This window comes from Gilliamella sp. WF3-4, assembly GCF_001690275.1.
GTDB classification, from domain to species: Bacteria; Pseudomonadota; Gammaproteobacteria; order Enterobacterales; family Orbaceae; genus Gilliamella; species Gilliamella apicola_C.
The window spans coordinates 1-13,418 of record NZ_LZGW01000001.1; the positions used below are offsets into that span (position 1 = coordinate 1).

The 13,418-nt window shown below is 37.9% G+C and carries 14 protein-coding genes; 3 read left to right on the forward strand and 11 right to left on the reverse strand.

All coding sequences use genetic code 11. The features are described from left to right. The 4 genes from A9G47_RS00005 to A9G47_RS00015 form a co-directional block, all read right to left on the reverse strand. Positions 1-710: IS3 family transposase (locus A9G47_RS00005; RefSeq protein WP_065641831.1), on the reverse strand; the 710-nt coding region annotated here is incomplete at its 3' end. Continuing rightward, on the reverse strand, positions 710-832 hold the full coding sequence (locus tag A9G47_RS14565) for a hypothetical protein (protein WP_255309190.1): 123 nt from the start codon (positions 830-832) through the stop codon (positions 710-712). The genes A9G47_RS00005 and A9G47_RS14565, both read right to left, overlap by 1 nt. Before the next feature lie 18 nt (positions 833-850). Beyond that, positions 851-967 carry a transposase gene (locus A9G47_RS14720; RefSeq protein ID WP_141674760.1) on the reverse strand — a complete coding sequence of 39 codons (117 nt, stop codon included), beginning with the start codon at positions 965-967 and terminating at the stop codon, positions 851-853. A 142-nt stretch (positions 968-1,109) separates the two neighbouring features. Then, positions 1,110-2,792, reverse strand: a complete 1,683-nt coding sequence (locus A9G47_RS00015) for an amidohydrolase (RefSeq protein WP_065641832.1) — start codon at positions 2,790-2,792, stop codon at positions 1,110-1,112. A 148-nt stretch (positions 2,793-2,940) separates the two neighbouring features. Here A9G47_RS00015 and matP point away from each other — a divergent pair, with 148 nt between their 5' ends. The 3 genes from matP to cysB all read left to right on the forward strand — a co-directional run bounded on the left by matP (position 2,941) and on the right by cysB (position 7,181). Then, a complete protein-coding gene (gene matP / locus A9G47_RS00020; protein ID WP_065641833.1) occupies positions 2,941-3,405 on the forward strand; it encodes a macrodomain Ter protein MatP in 465 nt (154 codons plus the stop codon). Between the two features lie 29 nt (positions 3,406-3,434). Beyond that, the gene (topA, locus tag A9G47_RS00025) at positions 3,435-6,044 is read left to right on the forward strand and encodes a type I DNA topoisomerase (protein WP_065641834.1); all 2,610 of its coding nucleotides are present in this window, start codon (positions 3,435-3,437) and stop codon (positions 6,042-6,044) included. A gap of 165 nt (positions 6,045-6,209) precedes the next feature. After that, the gene (gene cysB, locus A9G47_RS00030; RefSeq protein WP_065580805.1) at positions 6,210-7,181 is read left to right on the forward strand and encodes an HTH-type transcriptional regulator CysB; all 972 of its coding nucleotides are present in this window, start codon (positions 6,210-6,212) and stop codon (positions 7,179-7,181) included. A gap of 72 nt (positions 7,182-7,253) precedes the next feature. On the opposite strand, the gene hisIE is transcribed toward cysB, so the two are convergent. The 7 genes from hisIE to hisD are packed head-to-tail and all read right to left on the reverse strand — an operon-like array spanning position 7,254 to position 13,418. Next, the gene (gene hisIE, locus A9G47_RS00035; protein ID WP_065580804.1) at positions 7,254-7,880 is read right to left on the reverse strand and encodes a bifunctional phosphoribosyl-AMP cyclohydrolase/phosphoribosyl-ATP diphosphatase HisIE; all 627 of its coding nucleotides are present in this window, start codon (positions 7,878-7,880) and stop codon (positions 7,254-7,256) included. Beyond that, the gene (gene hisF / locus A9G47_RS00040) at positions 7,874-8,650 is read right to left on the reverse strand and encodes an imidazole glycerol phosphate synthase subunit HisF (RefSeq protein WP_065641835.1); all 777 of its coding nucleotides are present in this window, start codon (positions 8,648-8,650) and stop codon (positions 7,874-7,876) included. Before hisF ends, hisIE begins: the two co-directional genes overlap by 7 nt. Next, entirely contained in the window at positions 8,632-9,384 is a 753-nt protein-coding gene (gene hisA, locus A9G47_RS00045; protein WP_065580802.1) for a 1-(5-phosphoribosyl)-5-[(5-phosphoribosylamino)methylideneamino]imidazole-4-carboxamide isomerase, read from the reverse strand. Before hisA ends, hisF begins: the two co-directional genes overlap by 19 nt. A gap of 2 nt (positions 9,385-9,386) precedes the next feature. Continuing rightward, complete coding sequence (hisH, locus tag A9G47_RS00050; protein ID WP_065566262.1) at positions 9,387-9,974, reverse strand: imidazole glycerol phosphate synthase subunit HisH; 588 nt, start codon at positions 9,972-9,974, stop codon at positions 9,387-9,389. Further along, on the reverse strand, positions 9,975-11,042 hold the full coding sequence (hisB, locus tag A9G47_RS00055) for a bifunctional histidinol-phosphatase/imidazoleglycerol-phosphate dehydratase HisB (protein ID WP_065641836.1): 1,068 nt from the start codon (positions 11,040-11,042) through the stop codon (positions 9,975-9,977). 8 nt (positions 11,043-11,050) lie between these two features. After that, positions 11,051-12,109: a histidinol-phosphate transaminase gene (hisC, locus tag A9G47_RS00060; protein WP_176700622.1), complete on the reverse strand. Its 1,059-nt coding sequence runs from the start codon at positions 12,107-12,109 to the stop codon at positions 11,051-11,053. A 10-nt stretch (positions 12,110-12,119) separates the two neighbouring features. Next, entirely contained in the window at positions 12,120-13,418 is a 1,299-nt protein-coding gene (gene hisD / locus A9G47_RS00065) for a histidinol dehydrogenase (protein WP_065641838.1), read from the reverse strand.

The following is a 13,418-nucleotide window of genomic DNA, read 5'->3' on the forward strand; positions in this document are numbered from 1 at the left end:
GCTAAGTTGTTAAAAAGATATAAATCGAGTACTTCAGTACGATAGGTACGATTAAATCGTTCAATATAGCCATTTTGATAAGGGCTACCGGGCTGGATATAATCAATGGTTATACCATGTAATTTAGCCCAGTTGGTAAAGGTTTTTCCTGTAAATTCTGGGCCATTATCGACCCGTATTTTTAATGGATACCCATGATATTCGGCCAGTTTATCTAAGTAACGGGTAATCCTTCCTGCGGGTAAGCTTACTGCAATATCAATACCTAACGCCTCACGATTAAAGTCATCGATGACATTGAATGTCCTAAAGCGACGTTGATTACGACTACTGTCACTCATAAAATCCATTGACCAACATTCACCTTGTTTATTGGGAGCCAATAACTTTTCTGGCTCCCGAGGTGGAATTCGTTGTTTTCGTTTTGTTTTAAGATTCAGTTTTAACTCACAATACACCCGATAAACACGTTTATGATTCCATTGATAGCCGAGCTTTCTGATACGATTAAAACATTTAGGAAAGCCCCAGCGTAAATGCCGGTCTGTGATAGCATTCAACACTGAAACAATCACCGAGTCATCCTGCAACTTAGGTTGATAATAGTAAGCACAACGGCTTAAGCCAACAATGGCACAACTCATAGCAATAGTAACCGAATGATTTTGTTGTAGTTGCTGTGCCCACGTTTTACGTGCCTTTGTGGGCACTAAAGCTTTTTTATGATTTGTTCCTGATGCTGTGATTTTAAACTTAGCTCAGCAAACATCTGTTTAAGCTTACGGTTTTCGGCCTCAAGCTCCTTTAAGCGTTTAATATCCGACGTTTCCATACCGTCCTATTTTTCCCGTCATTTATAAAAAGTTGAATTACCCATGCCATATGTACGGCACAACTCTTTAACGGGTACACCTACCTCTGCTTCTTTTAAAATAGCTACGATTTGATGTTCAGTCATTTTTTTCATAATTAAATCCCCTTTTCTTTTATCATAGAGAATTTTCTACTTTTTTGCTGTACTATTTTAGGGGATAGTTACAAATTGATTAGTAGGTGGAGGATGTCCACCTACGATGTTGTTTTATATGTTGAATATCTTTGTTATCACATTAGTTTTTTTGATAAACCGTTTTACCACCGACAATAGTTGTTAGAACTTGTACATTTTGCATGTCAGTTGCTGGAATGGTAAATGGGTTGCGATCCAAAATAATCAAATCAGCAAATTTACCTTTTTCAATTGAGCCAATATATTCATCTTGCTTTAATACATAGGCGGCATTAATAGTGGCACTACGCAATACTTCAATAGCGGTTAAATTACGATCATTATCTAGTCGAGGATGCTCCGTATCGATTTGTCTGGTCATGGCAATTTGGAAATCATACCATTCATTTAATGGATCAATTGGCCAATCACTCCCAAAAGCGCAAGTGACACCAGCATCAATATATTGGCCATGTGCCTCTAAGCCGTTATAACGTTCAAGACCAAATAATGTTCGATACTGCTCAATCATTGCCGTACTACAGCCTGCCCATTGGAATGAAAATACAACACAAGCGTTTAATTGTTTGTATCTAGCAAACTGATGTGATGCGCTTAGTTCATTATGTGCGGTACTTGGGCGAATATCAGCATCAGGTAATGCTTTACGCATTTTTTCAATGGCATCAAGCACGACTTCAATTGCACCTTCACCTACTGTATGCATATGTGGGTGAAATCCCGCTTTTGCTGATTCAAGTATTAAAGCATCTAACATCTCAATTGAGTAATACAGGTCACCATAACGATCTTTTTCATCAGTTAACTGGTATGGCTGAAGCAAGCGTGCTGTCATTAATGGTGCTTGCATTACGCCATCTACAAATAGTTTGGTATGCGATATCTTTATACCGGGCTTAGGTTGCCAGTTTTTATCATCGTAACGAGAAGCAAACTGTTTTACTTTCTCAATGACATTTGGAATATCCGCTATAGACGAAACATCATCTGGCGGCAGTTCACGGGCACCAAATAGACGAATCGAAAGCGTATCTTGTTGTTGTAGTCTTAAAAATGCATCAGCTTGGGTTTCGGTAATGCGCGCATCCATCACTGAAGTAACCCCTTGTTTATTGAGCTCAGCTTGTGACAGTTTTGCGATGTTAACTGCTTGTTCGTCAGTCAGTTTAGAAATGCTGTCAAATGCGCGCATGGCTGGTGCATCTTCTAATATACCATTTAATTCGCCGTCGTCGGTACGACCAATCTTTCCATCTGTTGGTTCTGGCGTGTTTCTATCTAAACCAAATTTTTCTAATGCAATGCTATTGGCAACGAGGGTATGGCAATCGTTTGAGAACAAAATTACGGGTCTTTTCGTATTGAGTTTATCAAGATCAAAACGTGTGATATCTGTGCCAATTGGTAATACCTCTTGTCGTAACCAACCACGAACTTGTAACCAATTATCGTTGTGATTTAGCGAGTCTTGATCTAAAGATTGTTGGATAATGGCTAAAGTATCATCAATGGTTAAACTTTGATAGTTTAAATTGCAAGATGACAATTGCATCCCTCCCCAAAAAGTGTGTAAATGGGAATCAATAATACCGGGCATCATCGTTTTGCCTTGCAAATCATAAATCGTTGTATGATTATCAACATAGTGGCTGTTATTTATTTCTTGGGTTGTGCCAGTTGCAATAATATAGCCATTTTCAATTGCAATAGCTTCGCAGATACTATCGTGTTTGTCTGCGGTATAAATATAGCCATTAATATAAATAACATCAGCTTTAGCCATTATGAGTGTTCCTTAAATAAAGATCAAAATGAAAGGTGAACGATAGCAGATTTATAAAAAATTTGTCAAACGTAATAATTTTCTTTATTGTGTGTCGAGATTATGCTACAAATAAACTATATTAGTTACAGCGTCACAAGATGAGTCAATGAAGTATCAGCAATTAGAGAACCTTGAATGCGGTTGGAAGTGGCACTATTTAGTAAAAAGGCACCAAGAAGGTGAGTTAATAACACGTTATATTGAAAAAAGTGCTGCGCAGCATGCGGTCAATGAGTTATTGTTATTAGAACATAATCCAACGGGTGTTGTTGATTGGATAAAAACGCATTTAAATCCCGATTTAGATAATCGCCTAAAGCAAACCATTCGGGCAAAGCGAAAACGGCATTTTAATGCAGAACAACAAAATACCCGAAAAAAGTCCATAGATTTGGAGTTTTTAGTTTGGCAACGATTGGCTAATTTAGCCAAACGCCGAGGATGCACGTTGTCACAAACCATTACACAACTCCTTGAAGATGCTGAGCAAAAAGATCAATATGCAACGAAAGTATCAACAATTAAAGATGATTTACTATCGCTTCTTGATGTAAAGCTTGATAGTAAATAATATAAACAACAGAATAAAAAGGTTTAATTATGGGAAAATCCCTTGTTATTGTGGAATCACCAGCCAAAGCAAAAACGATTAATAAATATCTTGGCAAAGATTTCGTGGTTAAATCCAGTGTCGGTCATATTCGTGATCTGCCTGTAAGTGGTAGCAGCCAACGAGCTGAAAAATCAACAAAAGACAAAAAAGATAAAACCGAGAAAAAAGTCAAACGTTCCGAAAAACAGATCTTAGTTGATCGAATGAGCGTTGATCCCTATAGCGGTTGGAAAGCTCATTACCAAATTTTACCAGGTAAAGAACGGGTGGTATCAGAATTAAAAAAATTAGCTAAAGATGCTGATATGATCTATCTGGCAACCGATTTGGATAGAGAAGGGGAAGCTATTGCTTGGCATCTTAAAGAGGTTATTGGGGGTGACGATAGTAAATATCGTCGTGTTGTTTTTAACGAAATCACTAAAACAGCGATCAAAAATGCCTTTAATCAGCCTGCAATGCTTGATATGGATCGGGTGAATGCACAACAAGCCCGCCGATTTATGGATCGAGTTGTCGGTTTTATGTTATCACCATTACTTTGGAAAAAAGTGGCAAGAGGTTTATCTGCTGGTCGTGTGCAGTCGGTTGCAGTGCGACTTGTTGTTGAACGTGAACGTGAAATTCATGCTTTTATTCCTGAAGAGTACTGGGATCTTTATGCTGATTTAAATACTGCTAAAAAAGAGCAATTAACATTACAAGTCACGCATTACAAAGATGAAGCGTTTGAGCCAAAAGATAAAGTGGCTATTGATATCGCTTTAGCACAGTTGGATAAAAACCAATATCAAGTTACCCATATTGACGAAAAACCAACTAAAAGTAATCCAACTGCGCCGTTTATTACTTCAACATTACAACAAGCTGCAAGTACGCGTTTAGGATTTGGTGTTAAAAAGACCATGATGCTAGCGCAACGCTTATATGAGGCTGGTTATATCACTTATATGCGTACTGATTCAACCAATTTGAGTCAAGATGCATTAACCATGGTTCGGGATTACATTGGTAAAAATTTCGGTAATAAATATTTACCTAATTCACCTAATGTATACAGTAGCAAGAAAAACTCGCAAGAAGCACATGAGGCTATTCGTCCATCAGATGTGACTATGCTTGCTGATAATATTAGTGATGTAGAAGTAGATGCTTGTAAATTATACCAACTAATTTGGCGTCAATTTGTGGCTTGTCAAATGACATCGGCGGAATATAATTCAACGACAATTACCGTTAAATCTGGCGATTTTACGTTAAAAGCCAAAGGTCGTACATTGCGTTTTGATGGTTGGACGAAAGTGCAGCCACAACTGGCTAAAAACAATGAAGACAAGATATTACCGCAATTATCGGTAAATGATCAACTTGGCTTAATTAGCTTAACCCCAAATCAACACTTTACTAAACCACCTGCTCGTTATAATGAAGCATCATTAGTCAAAGAACTGGAAAAACGTGAAATTGGTCGTCCATCTACTTATGCAACGATTATTTCAACAATTCAAGATCGAGGATATGTACGTTTAGATCATCGCCGTTTTTATGCTGAAAAAATTGGTGAAATTGTTACCGATAGGCTTAGTGAAAACTTCAATGATCTAATGAGCTATGACTTTACAGCACGCATGGAACATGCATTGGATGAAATTGCTCACAAAAAGCAAGAATGGCGCGAAGTGCTTGACCAATTTTTTAGCGATTTTAGTAAGCATCTTGAAGTGGCTGAACAAGCACCTGATAAAGGTGGAATGCAACTTAATCCATTAGTGTTAACGCCTGAAATTAAATGCCCTAATTGTGCGCGTGAAATGGGAATTAAAACGGCGGGTACAGGGGTATTTTTAGCATGCTCTGGTTATGCATTACCACCAAAGGAGCGTTGTAAGCAAACAATTAATTTAATTCCTGAGCATGAAACACTTAATCTTTTAGAAGAGTCAGAAACCGCGGAAACCGATGCATTAAGAGCATGCAAACGTTGTCCTAAATGTCATACGGCAATGGATAGCTATTTACTTGATAGTGAGCGAAAATTACATATTTGTGGTAATAATCCAATTTGTGATGGTTTTATTGTTGAAAAAGGCAGCTTTAAAGTTAAAAGTTACGAAGGTCCTATTATTGAATGTGAAAAATGTGGTTCTGAGATGCATCTAAAATCAGGGCGTTTCGGCTTATATATGGGCTGTACAAATTCAGATTGTAAAAATACCCGTAAAATTCTAAAAAACGGTGAGGTTGCGCCACCAAAAGAAGATCCGGTTGATCTGCCTGAACTTAAATGTACAAAATCTGATGCGCATTTCGTATTACGTGATGGTGCCTCTGGAATCTTTTTAGCAGCGCATAATTTTCCAAAATCAAGAGAAACCCGAGCGCCTTTGATTGAAGAATTGCAACGTTTTAAAGATCGTTTGCCAGAAAAATTTATCTATTTAACACAAGCGCCAAACAAAGATCCTGATGGTAATCCATCGATTGTTCGTTTTAGTCGTAAAAATAAACAACAATATGTTACTTCTGAAGTGAATGGCAAATCGACAGGGTGGGTGATGCAATACGTGGATGGTAAATGGATAAATACCAAAAAATAGATAATAGTATCTGAATTTTTGTTAAAAAGTTTCAGGAAATTATACGTTTTAGTATGAAAATAGTTATTTTTGTTTGTACTAGAGTGTGAAAGGATTTACCTTACAAAATCACCCTTGCGATCTTATCAACAGGGTGAAACGCATACAGTTGAAGGAGCCTTTGTCATGAAATTGCAACAACTACGTTATATTGTTGAAGTCGTCAATAATGATCTTAACGTATCGTTAACATCCGAAAAACTGTATACCTCTCAACCAGGTATTAGCAAACAAATAAAACTATTAGAAGATGAACTTGGTGTTCAGATATTTACTCGAACAGGTAAACACCTTTCACATGTGACGCCTGTTGGTGAAAAAATTGTTGCGCTTTCCCGAGAAATTGTAAATAAGTCCAACGATATTAAAATTATCGCTAAAGAATTTAGTCAGCCAAATCAAGGTTCGTTAACTATTACCACAACGTATACTCAGGCTCGTTATGCTTTGCCTGTTGTGATTCAACAATTTATGCAACAATACCCGAGCATTATTTTGCATATGGAACAAGGCTCATCAGCACAATGTATTGCACAAGCGCAAGCAGGGCAGGCAGAATTTGCTATTGTAACTGAGATTTCGTCGTTAAGTGATGATATGATTGCTTTACCTTGTTATCATTGGAACCAAGCCATTATTGTGATGAAAGATCACCCGTTAGCGAAACGTAGTCTAATTTCAATTGAAGAACTCTCAAAATATCCGTTAGTCAGTTATGATTTTTCAAATGATGGTTCAGATTTAAATCAAGCTTTTACCCGAGCCCATCAGACTCCGAATATCGTTTTTAGCACAACAGATGCTGATTTAATTAAAACCTATGTGAAATTAGGAGTAGGTGTTGGCATTGTGGCAAAAATGGCTGTAAATAATACCTCAGATGATGATTTGGTCGTACTGAATGCTGGGCATATTTTTCCTTACAGTACCACCTATATTACTTTTGCTCGCTCATTATTTTTACGTAGCTATATGTATGATTTTATCAACCAGTTTTCGTCTCATCTGAATCGACAAACCGTTGATAAACTTATGCTAAGTGAAAATAATAGTGATGTATTAGCAATGTTTAATGGGATAAAATTGCCAGTTTGTTAAGTAAGCCTATTATTTTTTGCTCATTGAAAAGTAACATAAAGCGCGATAGGGATCGCACTTTATTGGTTTTTACTATTTATGCCTTGCTTTTAAAATACCAATGACATCTTGTAAAGATAGATTCTGATCTTGAAGTAAAACTAATAAGTGATAAATGAGATCTGCTGATTCATTTTTTAGCTCTTCACGGTCATGAACAGTTGCTGCAAGAGCCGTTTCGACGCCTTCTTCTCCCACTTTTTGCGCAATACGTTTAGTGCCATCGTGATAGAGTTTTGCTGTGTATGACGATTTCGGATCGGCATTTTTGCGCGCAGCAAGTAATTGTTCTAACTCAAATAAAAATCCCCACTCAGTTTTAGCACCCACAAAACAACTGTTAGCACCTGTGTGACAAGTTGGTCCTATTGGATCGGCTAAAATAAGTAGGGTGTCATTATCGCAATCGGCAGTGATATTGATTACCTTTAGATAGTTACCAGAAGTTTCACCTTTTGTCCAAATACGTTGTTTAGTTCTTGAGTAAAAGGTTACTTTACCACTACTTTGTGTTTGCGTTAATGCCTCTTGATTCATATAACCCAGCATCAAAACATCGCCAGAAATATAATGCTGAATAATAACTGGCATCAAATTATCTACTTTTTGCCAATCTAATTGTTGTGAATTTAATTTCGTATTGCAATTTTGAGTTAACATAATCGAATATCTACTCCATATTGTGCCAAATAGTGTTTTAGTTCAGCAATGTTAATAATTTGCTTATGAAAAACAGATGCTGCCAATGCGCCATCCACTTCAGCTTCGTTAAATGCCTGCAAAAAATGTTGCATAGTGCCTGCGCCACCCGAAGCAATTATAGGAACACGGCATACTTCACGAACTGCTTTAAGTTGAGCAATATCGTACCCATTGCGAACACCGTCTTGATTCATCATGTTAAGCACAATTTCACCAGCACCACGTTTTTGTACCTCTTGTACCCAGTCAAGCGTGTTCCACTTAGTTGCAACTGTACGTTTTTCATCGCCCGTGAATTGGTAAACATGATAATTGTGTGATTCTTGGTTATACCATGTATCAATACCCACTACAATACACTGCACACCATAACAATCGGCAAGTTCAGTAATTAAATGAGGGTTAGCTAATGCGGGCGAATTAATTGAGATTTTATCGGCACCAAAGGTTAATATTTGCCCCGCATCTTCAACTGTTTTTATCCCACCAGCAACACAAAAGGGGATATCAATGACTTCGGCGACTTTTGCCACCCAGCTTTTATCAACTACACGGCCGTCTGACGAGGCGGTAATATCATAAAAAACCAGTTCATCAGCCCCTTCTTGTGCATAACGTTTAGCTAAAGGTACAATATCACCAATAATTTCATGATTGCGAAACTGCACGCCTTTAACTACTTGACCATCACGGACATCTAAACAAGGAATTATCCTTTTTGCCAGCATGAAATTGCCTCCTGAACAGTAAATTTTTCTTCAAGTAATGCCCGACCTACAATCACACCAGCAACACCACTGTCTTTAAGTGCTTTGACATCACTTAACTGACCAATGCCACCTGAAGCCTGAAAGGCAATTTGTGGGTATTTTTGGCTGATTTGCTGATACAATTTAACGTTTGATCCGCTAAGTGTGCCATCCTTAGAGATATCAGTGCACAGTACGTGCTTCAAACCGAACGGTAGGTAATCATCAATCACTTGTTCTAAGGTTTGGTTGGAATCTTCTTGCCAACCATGAATAGCAACATGTTTTTCTCCATCAGCATTAATGCGTACATCAAGTGCTAATACCAACCTTTCTGCGCCATATTTTGTAAACCACTGTTTGACTAATTCGGGTTGTTTAATGGCGGTTGAGCCAATAACCACTCGCGCAGCCCCCGCTGATAGTAATGTTTGTACATCTTTTTCTGTGCGAATCCCTCCACCAACTTGGATTGGCACTTGTACTGCATTAATCAATGTTTGTATTAACGAAATCTGACGTGCTTTTGGATCTTTTGCGCCAGTTAAGTCCACAAGATGTAATAATTTAGCACCTTGTTTTTCATAATCTTGCAATCGTAAAAGAGGATCATTTCCGTAATCACGTTTTTGTTCATAATCACCTTGATGTAAGCGCACAACTGATCCATCAATTAAATCAAGTGCAGGTATTATTGTGGGCAAAGCAATCATGATTACATCTCCAAAAAGTTTTTGAGTAATGTGGCGCCGGCCAAGCCAGAACGCTCGGGATGAAACTGCACGCCGTAAAAGTTGTCTTTTTGTACGGCAGCGGTAAAGCTTTCGCCGTAACTGGTTTCTGCTATTGTTGCTGAGCATAATGGCATCGCGTATCCATGTACAAAGTAAAAATAAGCATCATCAGGAATATCTCGAAATAGATGATGTCCGGCTTTTGGTTTGACTTGATTCCAACCCATATGTGGTAAAGGTAGTCCACAATCAGGAATTTTTACCACATTTTCAGGAATAATGCCTAGCGTATGCACATGACCTTCATTACTATAATTTGCTAAAAGTTGCATACCAAGGCAGATCCCTAACACAGGTTGGGTACAAACTTTTATCAACTCAATTAAATTGCGTTCTTTTAAATTTTGCATAGCGGCTTTTGCTGAACCAACTCCCGGTAAAAACAGTTTATCAGAGTTAAGTACCACATCAGGCTCAAGACTAATTATTGGCTCATAACCTAATCGTTGCACAGCATATTTAACCGATGAAAGATTAGCACAGCCAGTATCGAGAATGACTATATTCATTTATAATACCCCTTTTGAGCTTGGTAAACGGTCACCGTCAATTTTTATGGCTTGTTTTAAGGTTCGCGCAAAGGCTTTAAACAAACTTTCTACTTTGTGATGATCGTTATCGCCTTCTGTTTCAATATGTAACGTGATACCCATTGCATAGCTCAGAGAGTAAAAGAAATGCTCTACCATTTGTGTGCTCATATCGCCGACTTTTTGGTGATTAAATTCTGCTTTAAATTTAAGGTACGGCCTACCAGAAATATCTATTGCGCACTTAGCTAGGCACTCATCCATAGGAATAACAGAAGCATATCGAGTAATACCTCGCTTATTATTCAGTGCTTTTTTTAGTGCCTCACCTAAAGCAAGTCCTGTATCTTCAATTGTATGGTGATCATCAATATGTAAATCGCCATCGACTTGGATATTGAGTTTAATTCCACCATGGGTAGCAATTTGATCAAGCATATGATCAAAAAAGCCAATTCCTGTATTAATTTGGCTACCACCTTGGCGATCGAGCCAGACCTCGACTAATATCTTGGTTTCTTTGGTATTACGCTTAACTTTAGCATAACGATTAACCTCTGTTAACTGTTGAGCAATTTCATTCCAATTGAGATTTTCAGGATGATAGCGTAATCCTTTTATTTGCATATTTTCAGCAAGTTGAATATCGGTGAGTCTATCACCAATAACATAACTGTTTTGTGTATCTAACTTACCACTGATAAGATAAGGTAAAACTAATTGAATTTTAGGCTTACGGCACTCGCAATTATCCTCAGGAAAATGAGGGCAAATTAGGACATCTTCAAAATTAACACCTTGTGATTTAAAAATTTGCATCATAAGGTTATGTGGGCCATCAAAATCTGCTTGTGGATAGCTACTTGTACCTAGTCCATCTTGATTGGTGACCATGACTAATTTATACCCTGCTGATTGTAGTTTTAACAGAGCAGGGATTACGTTGGGTTCAAAAGCTAATTTATCAAAACGATCAACCTGAAAATCAATAGGTGGCTCGGTAATTAGTGTGCCATCTCGATCAATAAATAAGTATTTTTGTAACATGATTACTCCTATTTTATCGTTTTGAGTGCTGAAATTACCGCCTCGCATTCAGCTTGAGTGCCAATGGTAATGCGAATCATATTTTGTTGTCCAATTACTTTGCTTTGATCTCGTAAAATAATTCCTTTATTCCATAAGGTGTTAAATACTTCTTTATTATCTTGAAATTTAACACATAAGTAGTTGGATCGACTTGGGTAAACTTTTTCAACAATCGGTAGTTGAGATAATTGGTTGGTAAACTTCTCTTTCTGCTTATTTAAATTGATCACATGCAATTTCATGGTATTAATACCATCTTTACTCAGCGCTTGTATTGCAATATCGGCCACGGGCGTTGCAAGAGGATAAGGCGCAATGACTTTTTGTAGTGCATCAATCACTGCTTTATTGGCAATAGTAAAACCGCAACGTAATCCTGCTAACGCAAACGCTTTAGATAAGGTACGCAAAATCACTAAATGTGGATAATTAGCAAGCCAACTAACGACTGATGATTCGGGTGAAAATTCAATATAAGCTTCATCAATGATAACTAATGCACGATCTTTAGCTATATCAAGTAACATCTTAATATCATCAGGATTGATTAAATTACCTGTAGGATTATTAGGTGAGCAGACATAGATCAGTTTTACTTTATCAAGATTTTGTTTTATTCCTTGAAGATCGAGCTGCCAATCTGCTGTTGTTGGAACGGTTTTGGTTTCTATTCCAAGTGTTTCAGCACTAACTTGATACATACCATAAGTTGGCGGGCAATATAAAATACTATCTTGAGTAGGCTCACAAAAAGCACGCATTAATAACTCAATGGCTTCATCTGCTCCTCGGCTCACAATGACTTGTTCTGGCGTAACACCAACATATTGAGCGTAACGGTTGATAACCTTTTCTGGTTGTGGTTCAGGATAACGGTTTAGGCTTTGTTCCTTTAACTCAAAATGCGGTGCAACGGGGAATTCATTGGCATTTAACCACACATCGCCATTACCACCAATTCGACGAGCAGATTGGTATGGCGTTAGTTTTTGTACATTCTTTCTAACAAGTTTATTGATATCCATGTTAATTACCTTATTTATTTTCTGCTTGTAATGCCGCTAAACGGAGTGTTACGGCTTGTTTATGTGCAGTAAGTTGTTCAGCTTCGGCCATAAGCTCAACAGCGTTACCTATCATTTTTAATCCCTCTGGCGTTAATTTTTGCACGGTCATACGCTTTTGAAAATCAGCAAGTCCAAGACTAGAATATGTTGCGGTATAGCCATAAGTAGGTAGTACATGATTGGTTCCTGATACGTAATCTCCTGCTGATTCTGGTGACCAATTCCCTAAAAATACTGAGCCAGCACTAGTGATTTTTTCAACTAACTCATCCGCATTAGATGTTTGAATAATCAAATGCTCTGGTCCGTAGCAATTACTGATATTGACACATTCATCTAAATCGCTAGTCACAATTAAACGACTTTCTTGTAAGGCTTTTTCGGCAATGTTTTTGCGCGATAGATTGGCTAGTTGTTTATCAACTTCGATCGATACTGTTTGAGCTATTTTCTCATCTGGCGTTAACAAAACGACTTGCGAATCTGGACCATGTTCCGCTTGTGATAAAAGATCGGCGGCAATAAAAGCAGGATTTGCCGAACTATCAGCAATGACCAGCACCTCAGAAGGGCCAGCAGGCATGTCAATAGCAGCACCATCTAAACTCTGGCTTACTTGACGTTTCGCTTCGGTGACATACGCATTACCAGGTCCAAAGATTTTCGCCACTTTAGGTACCGATTCTGTACCAAATGCCATAGCAGCGATAGCTTGAGCTCCTCCGAGTTGATAAATTTCAGTCACTCCACAAAGTTCAGCTGCATATAATATTTCATCAGCAATCGGAGGCGGAGAACATAAGATTACTTTATGGCAACCCGCAATTTTAGCAGGGGTCGCAAGCATTAATACGGTTGATAATAAAGGTGCTGAACCACCTGGAATATAAAGTCCAACAGAATCAATTGGGCGAGTTACTTGTTGGCATTTTATTCCTGGCATTGTTTCAACCTTAATGGTTTGTTGGATTTGCGCTTGGTGAAACTTCTTAATATTAGCAACGGCAAGTTGCATAGCTTGTTTTAATTCAGGGTTAACTCGACTGGTTGCCAATTTGACTTCATCTTGAGTTAGTTTAATTTGCTTAATTTGAACTTTATCATACTTGCTACTAAGCGCTTTTAATGCTTGATCCCCATTTTGTTTAACTTGTGCCAAAATGTCAGCCACTGCTTTGCTAATTGATTCAGAAGAGCTAATTGCCGGTCGAGTTAATAATGCTGCTTGTTGTTCATTAGTACATTGTTGCCAATAAGAGAGTTTCAT

What these genes read in the sequence shown, in the direction of transcription:
- A9G47_RS14565 (WP_255309190.1), bottom strand. Translation starts at nt 832, where the DNA reads ATGGAAACGTCGGATATTAAACGCTTAAAGGAGCTTGAGGCCGAAAAC.
- A9G47_RS14720 (WP_141674760.1), bottom strand. Translation starts at nt 967, where the DNA reads ATGAAAAAAATGACTGAACATCAAATCGTAGCTATTTTAAAAGAAGCA.
- A9G47_RS00015 (WP_065641832.1), bottom strand. Translation starts at nt 2,792, where the DNA reads ATGGCTAAAGCTGATGTTATTTATATTAATGGCTATATTTATACCGCA.
- matP (WP_065641833.1), top strand. Translation starts at nt 2,941, where the DNA reads ATGAAGTATCAGCAATTAGAGAACCTTGAATGCGGTTGGAAGTGGCAC.
- topA (WP_065641834.1), top strand. Translation starts at nt 3,435, where the DNA reads ATGGGAAAATCCCTTGTTATTGTGGAATCACCAGCCAAAGCAAAAACG.
- cysB (WP_065580805.1), top strand. Translation starts at nt 6,210, where the DNA reads ATGAAATTGCAACAACTACGTTATATTGTTGAAGTCGTCAATAATGAT.
- hisIE (WP_065580804.1), bottom strand. Translation starts at nt 7,880, where the DNA reads ATGTTAACTCAAAATTGCAATACGAAATTAAATTCACAACAATTAGAT.
- hisF (WP_065641835.1), bottom strand. Translation starts at nt 8,650, where the DNA reads ATGCTGGCAAAAAGGATAATTCCTTGTTTAGATGTCCGTGATGGTCAA.
- hisA (WP_065580802.1), bottom strand. Translation starts at nt 9,384, where the DNA reads ATGATTGCTTTGCCCACAATAATACCTGCACTTGATTTAATTGATGGA.
- hisH (WP_065566262.1), bottom strand. Translation starts at nt 9,974, where the DNA reads ATGAATATAGTCATTCTCGATACTGGCTGTGCTAATCTTTCATCGGTT.
- hisB (WP_065641836.1), bottom strand. Translation starts at nt 11,042, where the DNA reads ATGTTACAAAAATACTTATTTATTGATCGAGATGGCACACTAATTACC.
- hisC (WP_176700622.1), bottom strand. Translation starts at nt 12,109, where the DNA reads ATGGATATCAATAAACTTGTTAGAAAGAATGTACAAAAACTAACGCCA.
- hisD (WP_065641838.1), bottom strand. Translation starts at nt 13,418, where the DNA reads ATGAAACTCTCTTATTGGCAACAATGTACTAATGAACAACAAGCAGCA.